The 16,634-nt window shown below is 44.6% G+C and carries 28 protein-coding genes; 26 read left to right on the top strand and 2 right to left on the bottom strand.

The window, feature by feature from the left end:
- Positions 1-63: 63 nt before the first annotated feature.
- The 5 genes from NQ502_RS04275 (at position 64) to NQ502_RS04255 (ending at position 3,919) form a co-directional block, all read left to right on the top strand.
- Positions 64-792: a tRNA threonylcarbamoyladenosine dehydratase gene (locus tag NQ502_RS04275; protein ID WP_028528653.1), complete on the top strand. Its 729-nt coding sequence runs from the start codon at positions 64-66 to the stop codon at positions 790-792.
- A 67-nt stretch (positions 793-859) separates the two neighbouring features.
- Positions 860-1,774: a UDP-N-acetylmuramate dehydrogenase gene (gene murB, locus NQ502_RS04270; protein WP_028528652.1), complete on the top strand. Its 915-nt coding sequence runs from the start codon at positions 860-862 to the stop codon at positions 1,772-1,774.
- A 13-nt stretch (positions 1,775-1,787) separates the two neighbouring features.
- The gene (gene rapZ / locus NQ502_RS04265; protein ID WP_028528651.1) at positions 1,788-2,669 is read left to right on the top strand and encodes an RNase adapter RapZ; all 882 of its coding nucleotides are present in this window, start codon (positions 1,788-1,790) and stop codon (positions 2,667-2,669) included.
- 31 nt (positions 2,670-2,700) lie between these two features.
- Positions 2,701-3,669: a DNA-binding protein WhiA gene (gene whiA, locus NQ502_RS04260; RefSeq protein WP_028528650.1), complete on the top strand. Its 969-nt coding sequence runs from the start codon at positions 2,701-2,703 to the stop codon at positions 3,667-3,669.
- Complete coding sequence (locus tag NQ502_RS04255) at positions 3,662-3,919, top strand: HPr family phosphocarrier protein (RefSeq protein ID WP_028528649.1); 258 nt, start codon at positions 3,662-3,664, stop codon at positions 3,917-3,919. The genes whiA and NQ502_RS04255 overlap by 8 nt, the downstream gene beginning before the upstream one ends.
- 72 nt (positions 3,920-3,991) lie before the next feature.
- On the opposite strand, the gene NQ502_RS04250 is transcribed toward NQ502_RS04255, so the two are convergent.
- The gene (locus tag NQ502_RS04250; protein WP_028528648.1) at positions 3,992-4,891 is read right to left on the bottom strand and encodes a phosphatase PAP2 family protein; all 900 of its coding nucleotides are present in this window, start codon (positions 4,889-4,891) and stop codon (positions 3,992-3,994) included.
- 99 nt (positions 4,892-4,990) lie between these two features.
- Entirely contained in the window at positions 4,991-5,743 is a 753-nt protein-coding gene (locus tag NQ502_RS04245; protein WP_028528647.1) for a GNAT family N-acetyltransferase, read from the bottom strand.
- A gap of 177 nt (positions 5,744-5,920) precedes the next feature.
- Here NQ502_RS04245 and NQ502_RS04240 point away from each other — a divergent pair, with 177 nt between their 5' ends.
- The 21 genes from NQ502_RS04240 to rpmD all read left to right on the top strand — a co-directional run bounded on the left by NQ502_RS04240 (position 5,921) and on the right by rpmD (position 16,616).
- Positions 5,921-7,093, top strand: a complete 1,173-nt coding sequence (locus NQ502_RS04240) for a hypothetical protein (RefSeq protein ID WP_028528646.1) — start codon at positions 5,921-5,923, stop codon at positions 7,091-7,093.
- Positions 7,094-7,389: 296 nt separating this feature from the next.
- Positions 7,390-7,710 carry a 30S ribosomal protein S10 gene (gene rpsJ, locus NQ502_RS04235; protein WP_028528645.1) on the top strand — a complete coding sequence of 107 codons (321 nt, stop codon included), beginning with the start codon at positions 7,390-7,392 and terminating at the stop codon, positions 7,708-7,710.
- 119 nt (positions 7,711-7,829) lie between these two features.
- A complete protein-coding gene (gene rplC / locus NQ502_RS04230) occupies positions 7,830-8,465 on the top strand; it encodes a 50S ribosomal protein L3 (protein ID WP_028528644.1) in 636 nt (211 codons plus the stop codon).
- A gap of 29 nt (positions 8,466-8,494) precedes the next feature.
- A complete protein-coding gene (gene rplD, locus NQ502_RS04225) occupies positions 8,495-9,115 on the top strand; it encodes a 50S ribosomal protein L4 (RefSeq protein ID WP_028528643.1) in 621 nt (206 codons plus the stop codon).
- Positions 9,115-9,414 (top strand): 50S ribosomal protein L23, encoded by a 300-nt coding sequence (gene rplW, locus NQ502_RS04220; protein WP_028528642.1) that lies wholly within the window; start codon positions 9,115-9,117, stop codon positions 9,412-9,414. The genes rplD and rplW overlap by 1 nt, the downstream gene beginning before the upstream one ends.
- A 105-nt stretch (positions 9,415-9,519) precedes the next feature.
- Positions 9,520-10,365, top strand: coding sequence for a 50S ribosomal protein L2 (rplB, locus tag NQ502_RS04215; protein WP_028528641.1), 846 nt, complete (start codon positions 9,520-9,522; stop codon positions 10,363-10,365).
- A 13-nt stretch (positions 10,366-10,378) separates the two neighbouring features.
- Positions 10,379-10,660, top strand: coding sequence for a 30S ribosomal protein S19 (gene rpsS / locus NQ502_RS04210; protein ID WP_028528640.1), 282 nt, complete (start codon positions 10,379-10,381; stop codon positions 10,658-10,660).
- Between the two features lie 30 nt (positions 10,661-10,690).
- Positions 10,691-11,077 carry a 50S ribosomal protein L22 gene (gene rplV, locus NQ502_RS04205; RefSeq protein WP_044983250.1) on the top strand — a complete coding sequence of 129 codons (387 nt, stop codon included), beginning with the start codon at positions 10,691-10,693 and terminating at the stop codon, positions 11,075-11,077.
- An 11-nt stretch (positions 11,078-11,088) separates the two neighbouring features.
- Positions 11,089-11,748, top strand: a complete 660-nt coding sequence (gene rpsC, locus NQ502_RS04200; protein ID WP_028528638.1) for a 30S ribosomal protein S3 — start codon at positions 11,089-11,091, stop codon at positions 11,746-11,748.
- A 2-nt stretch (positions 11,749-11,750) separates the two neighbouring features.
- Positions 11,751-12,188, top strand: a complete 438-nt coding sequence (gene rplP / locus NQ502_RS04195) for a 50S ribosomal protein L16 (RefSeq protein ID WP_028528637.1) — start codon at positions 11,751-11,753, stop codon at positions 12,186-12,188.
- Positions 12,178-12,387: a 50S ribosomal protein L29 gene (gene rpmC, locus NQ502_RS04190; protein ID WP_028528636.1), complete on the top strand. Its 210-nt coding sequence runs from the start codon at positions 12,178-12,180 to the stop codon at positions 12,385-12,387. The genes rplP and rpmC overlap by 11 nt, the downstream gene beginning before the upstream one ends.
- A gap of 18 nt (positions 12,388-12,405) precedes the next feature.
- A complete protein-coding gene (gene rpsQ, locus NQ502_RS04185) occupies positions 12,406-12,663 on the top strand; it encodes a 30S ribosomal protein S17 (RefSeq protein ID WP_044983249.1) in 258 nt (85 codons plus the stop codon).
- A gap of 12 nt (positions 12,664-12,675) precedes the next feature.
- Positions 12,676-13,044 (top strand): 50S ribosomal protein L14, encoded by a 369-nt coding sequence (gene rplN, locus NQ502_RS04180; RefSeq protein WP_028528634.1) that lies wholly within the window; start codon positions 12,676-12,678, stop codon positions 13,042-13,044.
- Between the two features lie 10 nt (positions 13,045-13,054).
- On the top strand, positions 13,055-13,360 hold the full coding sequence (rplX, locus tag NQ502_RS04175; protein WP_028528633.1) for a 50S ribosomal protein L24: 306 nt from the start codon (positions 13,055-13,057) through the stop codon (positions 13,358-13,360).
- A 22-nt stretch (positions 13,361-13,382) separates the two neighbouring features.
- The gene (gene rplE, locus NQ502_RS04170) at positions 13,383-13,922 is read left to right on the top strand and encodes a 50S ribosomal protein L5 (RefSeq protein WP_028528632.1); all 540 of its coding nucleotides are present in this window, start codon (positions 13,383-13,385) and stop codon (positions 13,920-13,922) included.
- An 18-nt stretch (positions 13,923-13,940) separates the two neighbouring features.
- The gene (locus NQ502_RS04165) at positions 13,941-14,126 is read left to right on the top strand and encodes a type Z 30S ribosomal protein S14 (protein ID WP_022461653.1); all 186 of its coding nucleotides are present in this window, start codon (positions 13,941-13,943) and stop codon (positions 14,124-14,126) included.
- Positions 14,127-14,349: 223 nt separating this feature from the next.
- Entirely contained in the window at positions 14,350-14,751 is a 402-nt protein-coding gene (gene rpsH, locus NQ502_RS04160) for a 30S ribosomal protein S8 (protein ID WP_028528631.1), read from the top strand.
- A 213-nt stretch (positions 14,752-14,964) separates the two neighbouring features.
- The gene (gene rplF, locus NQ502_RS04155; protein WP_028528630.1) at positions 14,965-15,504 is read left to right on the top strand and encodes a 50S ribosomal protein L6; all 540 of its coding nucleotides are present in this window, start codon (positions 14,965-14,967) and stop codon (positions 15,502-15,504) included.
- Positions 15,505-15,521: 17 nt separating this feature from the next.
- A complete protein-coding gene (rplR, locus tag NQ502_RS04150; protein WP_028528629.1) occupies positions 15,522-15,890 on the top strand; it encodes a 50S ribosomal protein L18 in 369 nt (122 codons plus the stop codon).
- Between the two features lie 19 nt (positions 15,891-15,909).
- Complete coding sequence (gene rpsE, locus NQ502_RS04145) at positions 15,910-16,419, top strand: 30S ribosomal protein S5 (RefSeq protein ID WP_028528628.1); 510 nt, start codon at positions 15,910-15,912, stop codon at positions 16,417-16,419.
- Between the two features lie 14 nt (positions 16,420-16,433).
- Positions 16,434-16,616, top strand: a complete 183-nt coding sequence (gene rpmD / locus NQ502_RS04140; RefSeq protein WP_028528627.1) for a 50S ribosomal protein L30 — start codon at positions 16,434-16,436, stop codon at positions 16,614-16,616.
- The last annotated feature ends 18 nt before the right edge of the window (positions 16,617-16,634 follow it).

Here is a 16,634-nt window from a genome sequence, read left to right as displayed (position 1 = left end):
TATGATAACCGAAAAGAGCCGGGATAGTGACGGTATACGAAGAGAAGAAGAGAGGACAGGATATTGCAGCAGGAGCTTTCCAGAACAGAAGTTTTAATAGGGAGCGAAGGGGTACGGCAGCTTGGAAGGATGAGAGTAGCTGTCTTTGGCCTGGGGGGAGTCGGGTCATACGCTGTTGAGGCATTGGCGAGGTGTGGGATCGGTTCGCTGACGTTGGTTGATCACGATGTGATTTCGGCCACGAATATTAACCGGCAGCTGTTTGCGCTGCACTCAACGATCGGAAAATTGAAGACTGAGGTGGCGAAAGACAGGGTGCGCGATATAGATCCGGATATGCTGGTGCATACATATCAGACGTTCTATAATGAGGAGACCGCCGGACTGTTCGATCTTGAGTCATTTGATTACATTGTCGATGCGATTGACACGGTGACGTCCAAGCTTTTATTGATTGAAAATGCGAAAAGAGCCGGGACGCCGATCATTTGTTCCATGGGGACGGGCAACAAGCTGGATCCGGGACGGTTTGAGATAACTGATATTTCAAAGACCAGTGTCTGCCCGCTGGCGAAAGTAATGCGCCAGGAGCTTAGAAAGCGCAGAATCAAAAAGGTGAAGGTGCTGTATTCGAAGGAGATTCCTGTAAAGAGGAGAACGGATACAAATGAGAAGAAAGGCAGTACGTCACATCCTGTTCCGGGAAGCATATCATTTGTTCCATCAGCAGCAGGACTGATGCTGGCCGGTGAAGTCATTCGCGATTTACTGAGTCAAAAAAGCATAAAATAAAGGTTCTGGCGATAAAGTATATAGAGGACAGCGGAGAAAAAAATCAGTGGAAGGCAGAGGAAACGATTTGAAGGAATCGATATATGAAAGATTGTGTGCGGTTGTCGGTGAGGATTTTGTGAAGCAAAAGGAGCCCATGAAAAATCATACGACGTTCCGTATCGGAGGACCGGCGGATTATTTTGTGAATCCGCAGAACGCCGGGCAGACAGCCGGGATTCTGAGGCTGTGCAGGGAAGAGGAGATACCTGGCTGCATTATTGGGAATGGAAGCAACCTGCTTGTCAGCGATGATGGGTATCGGGGTGTGATTATCCAGCTCTATAGAAATATGAGTGAGATTGTGGCGGAAGGCACCCGGATCAGGGCGCAGGCGGGGGCTCTTCTCTCTCAGATCGGAAACAGGGCCCTGGAACTCGGACTCACCGGCATGGAATTTGCCGCGGGAATACCGGGAACGGCCGGAGGTGCGGTTGTTATGAATGCCGGTGCATACGGCGGTGAGATGAAAGATATTCTTGCGGAAGTGACGGTATTGAATCGGGACGGGGAGATTCTTACGATTCCGGCAGACAGGCTGGAACTGGGTTACCGCACCAGCATCATCAAAAAAGAACAGTATATTGTTCTGGAAGCAGTGTTTGAACTGGAAAACGGTGATACATCACAGATCCGTGAGCGGATGGATGAGCTGAAAAGGCTGAGGTGTGAAAAACAGCCGCTTGAATTTCCGAGCGCAGGCAGCACATTTAAGAGACCGCAGGGATATTTTGCGGGCAAACTCATCATGGATGCCGGTCTTCGGGGATACCGTGTCGGCGGCGCCATGATTTCTGAAAAGCATTGTGGTTTTGTCGTGAACGTGCAGGATGCTACAGCTCGTGACGTGCAGGAGCTGATGGAGCATGTGAGAAAAGAAGTAAAAGCACAGTTTGGAGTGGAATTGGAACCGGAAGTCAGGTTTTTGGGAGAATTTCATTAAAAGAGGAGAGCGTATGCGCTTTGTGATTGTGACCGGTATGTCGGGGGCTGGTAAAAGTACGGCGTTGAAAATGCTGGAAGATGCGGGATACTTTTGCGTGGATAACCTCCCGATCGCACTGATGGAGAAGTTTGCACAGTTTGCTGTGGAGAGTGTTCCGGATGGAATACAGAAGGTTGCATTGGGCGTGGATATCCGCAGCGGAGAGTCGCTTGATGCACTGGAAAAGATTCTGGAAAATATGGCAATGAATCATTTGAATTATGAAATTCTGTATTTGGATGCGGATGATGATGTGCTGATCAAACGGTACAAGGAAACACGCAGAAGCCATCCCTTGGCCGGGACGGGGCGTGTGGAGACGGGGATCAGCAGAGAACGAAACAAGCTGCAGTTTCTTAAGACACACGCAGACTATATACTGGATACGAGCAGGCTGCTGACAAGAGAACTGAAAGCCGAACTGGATAAGATATTTGTTAAGGATCAGAAATTTAAAAGCCTGATGATTACAATTCTTTCCTTTGGATTTAAATACGGGATACCGGAGGATGCAGATCTCGTGTTCGATGTCCGGTTCCTCCCCAACCCGTATTATCTGGAGGAGCTGCGGCCTTTGAGCGGAAATGATGTGCCGGTCAGGGATTATGTAATGGGGTTTGAAGTCGCGGTTCAGTTTCTGGATAAACTTGATGATATGATAAGATTTCTGATTCCGAATTATATAGTAGAGGGAAAAAATCAGCTGGTCATCGCTGTGGGATGCACCGGTGGGAAACATCGATCTGTAACGCTGGCTAACGAGCTGTTTTACAGGCTGTCGGGTGAAGAGGAATACGGACTGAAAATAGAACACCGGGACATAGGAAAGGATATTGTGGCAAAGCCTCTGTGATCAGGTGCGGTATTTGGAAAGAAGGATGAACATGTCTTTTTCGGGGGATGTAAAGGAAGAGTTATCAAAACAATTCAATGCGGCAAGGCATTGCCAGATTGCTGAGATCGCAGCGATCATCAGCATGTGCGGTGAGGTTCTGATCTCGGAAGAAGACCGGTATTCGGTAAAAATACATACGGAAAATGTGGCTGTTGCGAGAAAATGCTTTACAATCTTGAAAAAAGGATTTAAGATAGATACTGAAATTGTGATTCGGCGCAATCAGTATTTAAAGAAAAGTAACGTATATCTGCTTACGGTTTCATCGCATGAAGAGTCAATCCGGCTCTTGAAGGCCACCAAATTTCTGGGCGGTGATGGCATGCCGGCGGAAGATATTGCGCTGGTCAATCACCTTGTGGTACAGAGGAATTGCTGTAAAAGGGCATTCGTAAGAGGTGCGTTTCTGGCATCCGGCTCTCTGAGCGCGCCTGAGAAGTTTTATCATCTGGAAATCGTATGTACAGCTATGGACAAGGCGGCGCAGCTTCAGGAGATTATCATGAGCCTCGGGATTGAGGCGAAAATTGTGAGCCGCAAGAAGTATTACGTTGTTTATATAAAGGAGGGGGCCCAGATTGTTGACTTTCTAGGCTTGATGGAAGCGAATGTTTCCCTGATGAATTTAGAAAACATCAGGATTCTCAAAGAAATGCGGAATAACGTAAATCGAAAAGTGAACTGTGAAACTGCGAATATCAATAAAACAGTTTCCGCAGCTGTTAAACAGATACAAGATATTGAATATATCCGGGACACGGCAGGACTTAACAGCCTGGCAGAGGGTCTGGAAGAAATAGCGGTTTTAAGATTGGAATATCCGGAGGCAACCCTGAAAGAGCTTGGCACCATGCTGACTCCTCAGGTTGGAAAGTCCGGGGTGAACCACAGGCTGAGAAAATTAAGTGAGATTGCTTCTAAGCTTAAGGAGAACAAGGAGGAGTTTTATTATGATTAAGAAACCAATTACGATTCAGCTGGCGAATGGACTGGAAGCCCGTCCCGTGGCGATGCTTGTTCAGGTTGCAAGTCAATTTGAAAGCGAGATTCAAATTGAGAGCGGAGTGCGGAGAGTCAATGCGAAGAGCATTATGGGAATGATGACTCTTGGGCTGTCAACGGGGGAAAGCGTCGTTGTGTATGCAGACGGCAAAGATGAAGAAGAAGCAATTCAGGGTATTGCGAAATATCTTTCGTCCCGTAAATAACTAAAATAAACCGGAAATCTAAAGAAGGCACCGAAAGCTGTGAAAAACAGTCTTTGGATGCCTTTTTTTCTGTCAGATGCTGTGATGGGCAGAGTTTCTGAGTTTCTGAGAGAGGTATGGATACAGGGCAATGATCCAGAAAACAACGATCAGATAGCGCAGTATGCCTGCGCATATGGAATCGCCCAGAATGGGTTTCAGCCCCTGCTGGAATGCGAGCGTGGTCAGAAGACCGATTACAAACTGCAGCAGTCTGCCTTTCCGGGTGTCCGGATATGTGAAGTTGATCCAGCGTCTTTCCACATAGAAACCGGATGCGAATCCCAGACCTGCCCCGCAGGCCTTGAAGCAGTCAGCAGCTTCGGAGGCAGGAAGAACTCCCGTATGGTATAAGCTGAAATTGTAAATGATAAGTACACAGGATGCCAGAATCATTATCAGGCTGATCATATGATCGTAACGGGTAGTGTCAAGCAGAGGACGTCCGTATTTCCATACGAGGGCTGATATGGCAAATGTTACTGCCATTGAGACCAGGACGTCTTTTGGGGTGTGTACACCGAGATAAAGCCTGGAAAAACCGATCAGTACGATCATGACAGCACACAGGATTCGCGGCGCTGTTTTCCTCGAGGAGAAGCCAAGTGTTGAAAACAGGGCGGTGCCGCTCTGCGTATGACCGCTTGGAAAAGAGTAGCCTGTCGCAGCGGGAACGGCAGATGATACAGGATGAAAATCCGCATCCAGCACCCAGGGACGGGGGATCCGAAACGTAACTTTCAGTCCCTGTATTGTGAGTCCGGAGATAAAATAGGTGAAACCAAGCGTGTAAGCCAGATTTTTGTCACGTCCCCAGTAAAACCAGCAGATCACTGCCACGACGATGGTTTCCTGTGCAAACAGGGTGATAAACTGAAACAGTACATCGAGCAGCGGTGTGCGGTGTTCAGCCAGTAATCGTAAAAAGTCCATATGTGAAATACTCCTTCTTCATGTTTTGCGGATCCAAAAATCACACTGTTTCATACGATATGAGACGTATGGTATTTTGGTCCTGATATCATTATATTATCAATAGAAAGGAAGAATGCGGAACCAGTATGTATAGAGGGGCTCGTATCCGAAGGAACGGTAAAGCGCTTCGGCTGGTTTGTTGCCGGAGACGACCTGAAGATAAGAGCGTGAGGCGCCCTGCCTCATTCCTTCCAGCAGGATAGCACTGCAGACGGCACGCGCATACCCGCGGCCGCGGAAGGCGGGATGGACGTGAATGGCATACAGGCCGACGAAATCCCGGTCCATGATGCCGAGTCCGGTCGCGGCGATTTTTCCGTCTGCGCTGATCGATGCGGCGATTGTGTCTTTGGGGATTGCACGGTACATCGATGGGACGATCTGACGGTGGGTGATATTGGTGGTGCCTTTCAATTCAAAAAGTCCGTTGATCCACTGCGGGGAGATTGTCTGCTCCAGCATAACTTCGGAAACTGAGCATCCGGGACTGAAGTGAGTGAGATCCAGCGTCATGACGTCTGTCGTATGTTCGACAGTATAACCGCGGCGTTCCAGTTCGCGGTCGAAGATCCTGTCGACGAGCGGACTTATTTTAAATATGGAAGGTGTTCCCCACTTGCGGTAGACCTGTTCGCAGTATTCGATTTTATCATCGATTGGAATGGTGGACAGTCCTATCTGTTCCACACTGTTTGTGCGGTGTGTATAAAAATAGGAAAACCGAAGCAGCCAGCCGTCGTATATTTGTATCTGATGTGAAGGCCAGGCGTTTAATGAGAGGTCTTCGATGGTTTTAATTTCAGAATTCATAATAGATATTACCTCCAGTTGAAGCTATTATAATTCATAATCATGTGTCGGGCAAGGTGCTTTCGGGCCTGTATGGGGTGTACGGAAGCAAATTTTATATATTTTTTTGTGTACAGAATCCAAATCTGATGTTAGAATAAAATGTAATGGGAATTCAAATACAAGGAGAGAATAAGAATGGCAAGATTTTTGAAATGGATTGTAAACATTATTCTGCTGCTTTCCATTGTGGTTGCGGGCGCACTGCTGATCCCGCCTCTGGCAGGGGTAACGACAGTAATCATCGATGAAGTGGATATGGATACGAACCTTGGCAAAGGATCCGTGACTTACGCGATAGATGACAAAGTTACAGAACTGGAAATTGGTGACGATGTACTTGTGTCTGAGAATGACAGTAATTACGTATATCGTGTCAAAAGCATAGATACCAGCGATGGCACATGTGTGCTTGAAGACACAAAGAACTCCAGTGCGGAGCCGGTTACGAAAACGTTTCGCTCAAATGTACCAAAAGTAGTGCTGAGCGTTCCGTTTATCGGCTATATCTCGATGGCGATGAAAAGTACGGAAGGGCTGATCATCATCGGTCTGGCCGTTGTATTTGTTGTGATTCTTTTTGTTCTGGCAGAACTCTGGCGCCCTGATGACGACGAGGAAGACGAAGAAGATGAGGACGAGGAAGAGGAGCGTGAGGCAGAACAGCCGGTAAGGCGCCCGGTTCATGTGGATATGTCCTCGCAGATCATGGAAGAGGCCAGCAATGCGATAGCGTCGGCAGTATCCAGCGTCGTTGAACAGGAAAGACTTCAGGGCGGAAGGTCAGAGACACCGTACGCCGAAGAAAATATTCTGGCAGACGCCTTTGAGACAGAAGAACTGGAAATCATTCCGGAGGAAGCTGAGGATAAGCCGGAGGCAGAACGGGCGGAAGAAGAATCAGAAGATGTTCTCGAGATTGAACAGCTTCTGCGTCAGGAAGAGGCACTTGTGTCAGGCGGTCGTGCCGGTGACGATAAGAGTACTGAAGCCGATCCGGAAGCGGTGTTGGAGAAGGGTGATGATCTTCGTGTTCTGATGGAGGAATTTGAAACGACGGATGAAGACGATATGTGGGCCCAACCGGAGATAGAAACGGCGGCGGAAACTGTCGAAGCGGCAGTACAACCAGTCGTGGAAGACGAGGAATCGGAGACGGAAGAAGAGCAGATGGAAGAAAGGACACTCGCCATGCCTGTATACACGGCGGAGGAATTGCTGAAAAAGGCAAAAGAGGACGGAGATGAGCCGGGCATAGTGAAAGATGACGACAGCGGAGTGACGATTCTGGACTATTCGGATTTGCTTTAATCGAAACATGAAAAAAAATCCGGAAAATGAAAAAAACCCCTTGCATTTGCGAGGGGTTTCGTTTATAATGATTCATGTTGTGACATTGATAGCTGTGAAGCGTGAGGTTGCTGCAGAAACTGCAGGTTTTCCGTGGAGCGAATGTCAAGTTAGAAAACTGGCGACAAGTCACTGTACAAGTTAAAAAAGTCCATTGTAAGAATGGAATGCCGCGTGTGATTTTAGGACACACCCGGGGATGTGTACAGTCACCGCTTGTCGTACTCGAAAAGTGCGAAAAGGAGGCGACTTTTTTTATGGCAAGTCAAGTAATGAGAATCACATTGAAAGCTTATGATCATCAGCTGGTTGATGCATCTGCAAGCAAAATTATCGAAACTGTAAAAAAGAATGGAGCAGTAGTGAGTGGACCGGTCCCACTTCCGACTAAGAAAGAGGTAGTTACAATTCTTAGAGCGGTTCATAAGTACAAAGATTCCAGAGAACAGTTTGAGCAGAGAACTCATAAAAGACTGATCGATATCGTTACACCAACTCAGAAAACAGTTGATGCATTATCCAGACTGGAAATGCCGGCAGGTGTATACATTGATATCAAAATGAAAAACAAAAAATAATGAAATGAAGTAAATTATCCTACAGGTTAATATAATGATTACATCGTGTATTGACTTTCTGTCTAGGATGATTGCACATCACAGTGTAATCCGCTGTAGATTAAGCAGGAGGTAAAGAAATGAAGAAAGCGATTTTAGCAACAAAGATCGGTATGACACAGATCTTCAACGAAGACGGAGTATTAACTCCGGTAACTGTGCTGCAGGCTGGACCTTGTGTGGTGACACAGGTAAAAACAGTTGACAATGACGGATACAGTGCAGTACAGGTCGGTTATGTTGACAAGAGAGAAAAACTTGTGAATAAACCAATGAAAGGACAGTTTGAGAAAGCGGGCGTTTCCTATAAAAGATTCGTCAGAGAGTTTAAACTGGACGATGCGGAAAGTTTTGAATTAGGACAGGAAATCAAGGCTGATATCTTTGAAGCAGGTGACAAAGTTGATGCGACAGCAATTTCCAAAGGTAAAGGCTTTCAGGGGGCCATCAAGAGACATGGACAGTCCAGAGGACCTATGACTCATGGTTCCAAATATCACCGTCATGCAGGTTCCAACGGTGCTGCGTCCGATCCGAGTAAAGTATTCAAGGGCAAGAAAATGCCGGGTCAGATGGGTAACAAGAAGATTACGATCCAGAACCTGGAAATCGTAAGCGTAGACGCAGAGAATAACCTGCTGTTGGTAAAAGGTGCTGTACCAGGGCCTAAAAAATCTTTGGTAACGATTAAGGAAACAGTTAAGACTATAAAATAATTTTTTTGTAGGAAAGGAGGAACACACAGATGGCAAACGTATCTGTTTATAATATGGAAGGCAATGAAGTTGGCACAATGGAGCTGAACGACGCAGTGTTCGGCGTTAACGTGAATGAACACCTCGTGCATATGGCTGTTGTACGTCAGCTTGCAAATAATCGTCAGGGAACGCAGAAAGCAAAAACACGCTCTGAAGTCAGAGGCGGTGGGAGAAAGCCATGGAGACAGAAAGGTACCGGTCATGCAAGGCAGGGTTCAACGAGATCTCCGCAGTGGACAGGCGGCGGTGTTGTATTTGCTCCGACTCCGAGAGACTACTCTTTCAAAATGAATAAAAAAGAAAGAAGACTGGCTCTGAAGTCCGCACTTACATCTCGTGTGCAGGAAAACAAACTGATTGTACTGGATGAACTGAAACTGGATGCAATCAAAACTAAGGATATGAAAAAGGTTCTGGATAACCTGAAAGTAAATAAGGCATTAGTTGTTTTGAACGGTGATGACAATAATGTTACACTGTCCGCAAGAAATATTCCGGACGTGATGACGGCTTCCGCAAATACAATTAATGTTTACGATATCTTAAAATACAACACAGTGATCGTTACGAAAACTGCTGTTGCTTCAATTGAGGAGGTGTACGCATAATGGCTAACATTCAATATTATGATGTAATCCTTAAACCAGTCGTGACAGAAAAAAGTATGAATGCAATGGGAGAAAAGAAATATACATTTCTTGTTCACCCGGAAGCAAACAAGACGATGATCAAAGAAGCAGTTGAAAAAATGTTCGAGGGAACAGAAGTAAAAAGCGTTAATACCATGAACATGGATGGCAAGAAAAAGCGCCGCGGCATGAAAGTCGGAAGAACTGCTAAAACAAAAAAAGCAATCGTTGCTCTGACAGCAGACAGCAAGGATATCGAGATTTTCGAGGGGCTGTAAACTTAGTTGAGGGAACATACCTTAGCAAACACAGAGCACAGTCACATACGTGACAACTTATACGCAGGTAAAGCGTGATAATAAACATCGAAAGGAGAAACAACAATGGGAATTAAGACATTTAACCCATATACACCTTCCAGAAGACATATGACCGGCTCGGATTTCTCGGAAATCACAAAAACAGCACCGGAAAAATCTCTGGTAGTATCCCTGAAGAAAAATTCTGGTCGTAACAACCAGGGTAAAATCACTGTCAGACACCGCGGAGGTGGAAGCAGAAGAAAATACAGAATCATTGACTTCAAGAGAAGAAAAGATGATGTTGCAGCAAAAGTAATCGGTATCGAATACGATCCGAACAGAACAGCAAATATTGCACTGATCTGTTATGAGGACGGTGAGAAAGCATACATCCTTGCTCCGGAAGGACTCAAGGTTGGCATGAAAATCATGAACGGACCTCACGCAGAAGTAAGACCAGGCAATTGCCTGCCTCTTTCTGATATTCCTGTTGGTACTATGGTACACAACATTGAATTATATCCTGGCAAGGGTGGACAGTTAGTTCGTTCCGCTGGAAACAGCGCTCAGTTAATGGCAAAAGAAGGTAAGTACGCTACCTTGAGATTACCCTCTGGTGAGATGAGAATGGTTCCGATTGTCTGCAGAGCATCCATCGGTGTTGTTGGAAACGGTGATCACAACCTGATCAACATCGGTAAAGCAGGACGTAAACGTCACATGGGATTCCGTCCTACCGTCCGCGGTTCTGTTATGAACCCGAATGACCATCCGCACGGCGGTGGTGAAGGTAAGACAGGTATCGGCCGTCCGGGTCCGTGTACTCCATGGGGTAAACCTGCTCTTGGTCTGAAGACAAGAAAGAAACATAAACAGTCAAACAAATATATTGTAAGAAGAAGAGATGGTAAAACATTAGCTAAATAAGGAGGGAAAGCGAATGGCTCGTTCACTGAAAAAAGGACCTTTTGCAGATAAAAGCTTACTCAAGGCAGTAGAAGCTCTTAATGCATCTGGCAGTAAAACAGTTATTAAAACCTGGTCACGTCGTTCCACAATCTTCCCGCAGTTCGTTGGACATACAATTGCAGTCCATGATGGAAGAAAACATGTGCCGGTATATGTTACAGAGGATATGGTTGGACACAAGCTCGGTGAGTTCGTTGCAACCAGAACCTACAGAGGACATGGAAAAGACGAAAAGAGATCAGGAGTTCGTTAATCGTTAGGATATTGAAAGGAGGCTTTTCTCGTGGCAAAAGGACACAGAAGTCAAATTAAGAGAGCAAGAAATGAAAATAAAGACACAAGACCATCTGCGAAATTATCCTACGCAAGAATGTCCGTACAGAAAGCATGTTATGTACTGGATGTAATCCGCGGCAAGGATGTAAAAACAGCACTTGGTATCTTGACATATAACCCAAGATACGCTTCCAGCGTAATAAAGAAACTGTTAGAATCCGCAATCGCAAATGCAGAGAACAACAATGGCATGAGTGCTGACAACCTTTACATCGCTGAGTGCTATGCAAACAAGGCACCGACGATGAAGAGAATTAAACCTAGAGCACAGGGTAGAGCATACAGAATCGAAAAGAGAAATAGTCATATCTCTATCGTGTTGGATGAAAGATAAGGAGGGCAATCATGGGACAGAAAGTTAACCCACATGGACTTAGAGTCGGAGTTATCAAAGACTGGGATTCCAGATGGTATGCAGAGAGCGATTTTGCAGATTACTTAGTGGAAGACTATAATATCAGAACATTTCTGAAGAAAAAACTGTACAGCGCCGGTGTTTCCAGAATCGAAATCGAAAGAGCATCAGAAGTTGTTAAGGTTATCATTTATACAGCAAAGCCAGGTATCGTAATCGGTAAAGGCGGTTCAGAAATCGAAAAAGTAAAAGCTGAACTTCAGAAACAGGTCACAGGAAAGAAACTGATCGTAGATATCAAAGAAGTAAAAAGACCGGATAAAGATGCACAGCTTGTTGCTGAAAATATTGCATTGCAGCTGGAAAACCGTATTTCATTCAGACGTGCAATGAAATCAACCATGTCCAGAACAATGAAAGCCGGAGCGAAAGGAATCAAAACATCAGTGTCAGGACGTCTTGGTGGAGCAGATATGGCTCGTACAGAGTTCTACAGCGAAGGAAATATCCCGCTTCAGACTTTGAGAGCAGATATCGACTATGGTTTCGCAGAAGCAGATACCACATACGGCAAAGTTGGCGTAAAAGCGTGGATCTACAATGGCGAAGTACTTCCAACCAAAGGAGCTAAGGAAGGGAGCGATAAATAATTATGTTAATGCCAAAGAGAGTAAAACGTCGTAAACAATTCCGCGGATCCATGAAAGGAAAAGCATTAAGAGGAAATAAAATCAATTATGGTGAATTCGGTATCGTTGCAGCCGAGCCATGTTGGATCAAATCAAACCAGATTGAGGCAGCCCGTGTTGCGATGACCCGTTATATCAAACGTGGTGGTAAAGTCTGGATTAAAATTTTCCCAGACAAACCAGTAACAGCGAAACCAGCAGAAACACGTATGGGTTCCGGAAAAGGTGCCTTGGAATACTGGGTAGCAGTTGTAAAACCAGGCCGCGTAATGTTCGAAATCGCAGGAGTTCCGGAAGAGGTTGCCCGCGAAGCGTTGCGTCTTGCTATGCATAAGTTACCATGTAAATGTAAAATCGTTTCTCGTGCAGACTTAGAAGGCGGTGATAACAGTGAAAATTAAAAATTATGTAGAAGATTTAAAGACAAAATCAGCTGCAGAATTACAGGAAGAATTAGTAGCTGCTAAAAAAGAACTCTTTAACTTGAGATTTCAGAATGCAACCAACCAATTGGACAATACAAGCAGAATCAAAGAGGTTCGTAAAAATATTGCCAGAATCCAGACCGTGATTGCCCAAAAGGCAAATGCAGCACAGTAGGCGTGAAAGGAGCAATAGATCGTGGAAAGAAATCTTAGAAAAACACGTGTTGGCAAAGTAGTCAGCAACAAGATGGACAAAACTGTTGTTGTAGCTATCGAAGACCATGTGAAACATCCGCTTTACAAAAAGATCGTAAAGAGAACGTATAAATTAAAAGCTCATGATGAGAAAAATGAGTGCAATATTGGCGATACAGTTAAGGTTATGGAGACAAGACCGTTATCCAAAGATAAAAGATGGAGACTGGTTGAGGTCGTAGAAAAAGTTAAATAGGAGGATACCAGCATGATTCAACAGGAGAGTAGACTTAGAGTCGCTGATAACACTGGTGCTAAAGAAATTCTGTGTATCCGTGTTCTGGGCGGTTCAACAAGAAGATATGCAAACATCGGTGATATCATCGTTGCTACCGTTAAAGATGCAACGCCAGGCGGAGTTGTAAAAAAAGGTGATGTTGTTAAAGCTGTAGTTGTTCGTACTGTAAAAGGCGCACGTCGTAAAGACGGTTCTTATATTAAATTCGACGAGAACGCTGCTGTTATTATTAAAGATGATAAGACACCAAGAGGAACGCGTATCTTTGGGCCAGTAGCGAGAGAGCTTCGTGAAAAGCAGTTTATGAAAATTGTATCCCTGGCTCCGGAAGTATTATAAGGAGGTACCTATGTCAGCGTTAAAAATTAAAAAGGGTGACACTGTGAAGGTGATTGCCGGTAAAGATAAAGATAAAGAAGGTAAAGTACTTGCTGTCAAAGACGGAAGAATCATCGTTGAAGGCGTAAACATGATTGTAAAGCATGAGAAACCTTCCATGGCAAATCAGCAGGGCGGAATTGTAAATAAGGAAGCTCCGATTGATATTTCCAACGTGATGTATGTTCACAAAGGAACTGCAACAAGAGTTGGTTTCAAGGTGGAAGACGGTAAAAAAGTACGTGTTGCAAAATCAACAGGTGAAGTGATCGACTAATTAAGAGAGGAGGCTCCATAAAGTGAGTAGATTAAGAGAAACTTACAAGACCGAGATCGTAGATGCTATGATCAAAAAGTTTGGATATAAAAACATCATGGAAGTGCCAAAACTCGAGAAGATCGTGATCAACATGGGTGTTGGTGAGGCCAAAGATAACGCAAAACTGCTTGATGCAGCTGTCAGTGATCTGGAAACGATCGCAGGACAGAAGGCTGTTCTTACAAGAGCAAAAAATTCCATTGCTAACTTTAAACTCAGAGAGGGTATGGCAATTGGATGTAAAGTAACATTAAGAGGCGAGAAGATGTATGAATTCGCTGATCGTCTGATTAACCTTGCTCTTCCTCGTGTACGTGACTTCCGCGGTGTCAACCCGAATGCATTTGACGGAAGAGGAAATTATGCGCTTGGTATCAAAGAGCAGTTGATTTTCCCGGAGATCGAATATGATAAAGTCGATAAAGTAAGAGGTATGGACGTAATCTTTGTTACCACTGCCAAGACCGACGAAGAAGCTCGTGAATTATTGACACAGTTCAATATGCCGTTTGCAAAGTAATATTAGGAGGGAAAATTCATGGCTAAGACAGCAATGAAAATCAAACAGCAGCGTAAAGCTAAATTCTCCACAAGAGAATACAACCGCTGCAGAATCTGTGGACGTCCACATGCATACCTGAGAAAATACGGAATCTGCAGAATCTGCTTCCGTGAACTGGCATACAAAGGCCAGATCCCAGGAGTGAAAAAAGCCAGCTGGTAGCCGAAAGCAACTTAGTGAAGCCGAGCCTTCAGGTGAAGGCTGAACTTAGTGCGAGGCTCGTACCGAACCTTAATGAAGTCGAGCCTTTAGGCGAAGACTGAATTTAGCTGAGGGACGTGTGGTGACGAAGAGCACTTAGTGTACAGAACTTCGCATGCCAACCTAAATAAACAAAACATTTGACAAATCACATGTAAAGTCTAACAATAAGGAGGAAACTTACATGACAATGAGCGATCCGATAGCAGATATGCTTACGAGAATCCGTAATGCCAATACTGCAAAACATGACACAGTTGACATTCCGGCATCCAAAATGAAAATTGCAATTGCTGACATTCTCTTAAAAGAAGGTTATATTGTAAAATATGATCTTATCGAGGACGGCAATTTCAAGACAATCCGTGTGACATTGAAATACGGTGCTGATAAAAACGAAAAGATCATCACAGGCCTCAAGAGAATCTCGAAACCGGGTCTGCGTGTCTATGCAAATAAAGAAGATCTGCCGAAGGTACTGGGCGGTCTCGGAATTGCAATCCTGTCTACAAACCAGGGTGTAATCACAGACAAAGAAGCCAGAAAACTTCAGGTGGGCGGAGAAGTATTAGCTTTCGTTTGGTAGCCGAAAGCAACTTAGTGGAGTCGAGCCGTTAGACGAAGGCTGAACTTAGTGCGAGGCTCGTACCGAACCTTAACGAAGCAGAGCCAAAGGCGATAGCTGAGTTTAGTTGAGGGACGTGTAGTGCCTTATAGAGTGTAAATTACTCGATGCAACTGAAAACAGAAGGGAACAAAACGAGTCCCTTCCGAAAATTTAAGTTAGGAGGAAAATGGTATGTCACGTATTGGAAGACTGCCTGTAGTTGTTCCGTCAGGTGTGGAAGTTAAAATCACTGAGAACAACGAAGTAACTGTAAAAGGTCCTAAGGGAACACTTGAAAAAGCGCTTCCTCAGGAAATGGATATTAAACTGGAAGATGGTCAGGTTGTTGTAACAAGACCAAACGATCTGAAGAAAATGAAATCTCTGCATGGTTTAACCAGAACTCTGGTACAGAATATGGTAACAGGCGTAGCGGAAGGCTACGAAAAAGTTCTGGAAGTAAACGGCGTAGGATATAAAGTAGCAAAACAGGGTAAAAAGTTAGTATTATCCCTTGGTTATTCACATCCGGTCGAGATGGAAGATCCGGAAGGATTGGAATCTGTTGTTGACGGTAACAAGATTACTGTCAAAGGCATTGATAAAGAGAGAGTTGGCCAGTACGCAGCTGAAATCAGAGATAAGAGAAGACCTGAGCCGTATAAGGGCAAGGGTATCAAATATGCTGATGAAGTGATCAGACGTAAAGTTGGTAAGACCGGTAAAAAATAATTAAGGAGAGTGTGAAAATGATTAGTAAAGTATCAAGAGCGAAAGTTCGCCAGAAAAAGCATAGAAGATTACGTAATCATCTCGTTGGTACAGCGGCAAGACCGCGCCTGGCTGTGTTCAGAAGTAATAATCACATGTATGCACAGATTATTGACGATACAGTTGGAAATACGCTGGTTTCAGCTTCTACTCTTCAGAAAGACGTAAAAGCAGAACTGGAAAAAACCAACGATGTTGCTGCAGCAGCATATTTAGGAACTGTCATCGGTAAGAAAGCAGTTGAAAAAGGGATTACAGAAGTGATCTTTGACAGAGGCGGCTTCATTTATCAGGGTAAAGTTAAAGCATTAGCCGATGCAGCCAGAGAAGCAGGACTTCAATTCTAGAAAGGGAGGAAAAGAACGCATGAAGCATAGTATTATTGATGCTAGCCAGCTTGAGTTAGAAGAAAAAGTAGTATCAATCAAACGTGTAACTAAGGTTGTTAAAGGTGGTCGTAACTTCCGTTTCACTGCTTTAGTAGTTGTCGGCGATGGCAATGGACATGTTGGTGCCGGATTAGGAAAGGCAACAGAAATTCCGGAGGCAATCCGTAAAGGTAAAGAAGACGCAATGAAAAAACTGATCACTGTCGCAAGAGACGACAATGACAGTATTACACATGATTTCATTGGAAAATTCGGAAGCGCTGAGGTATTATTAAAGAGAGCTCCGGATGGTACTGGTGTTATCGCAGGCGGTCCTGCACGTGCAGTGATTGAACTTGCAGGTATCAAAAACATTCGTACCAAGTCTTTGGGTTCTAATAACAAGCAAAATGTTGTACTTGCTACCATCGAAGGGTTAAGACAGTTAAAGACTCCGGAAGAAGTGGCAAAACTTCGCGGCAAATCCGTTGAAGAGATCTTTGCTTAAGGAGGAACGGAGAAATGGCAGAAAAATTAAAAATCACATTAGTTAAATCTACGATCGGTGCAATTCCGAAACACAGAAAAACAGTAAAAGCATTAGGCCTTAACAAGCTCAACAAAACGGTTGAGATGCCGGACAACGCAGCAGTGCGCGGTATGGCAAAACAGGTTGCTCATCTGGTGAAAGTAGAAGAAGTTTAATTTAGAGAAAAGGAGGTA

It is taken from the genome of Ruminococcus gauvreauii (assembly GCF_025151995.1).
GTDB lineage: Bacteria > Bacillota > Clostridia > Lachnospirales > Lachnospiraceae > Ruminococcus_G > Ruminococcus_G gauvreauii.
This window is presented reverse-complemented; position numbering and strand designations above follow the sequence as displayed.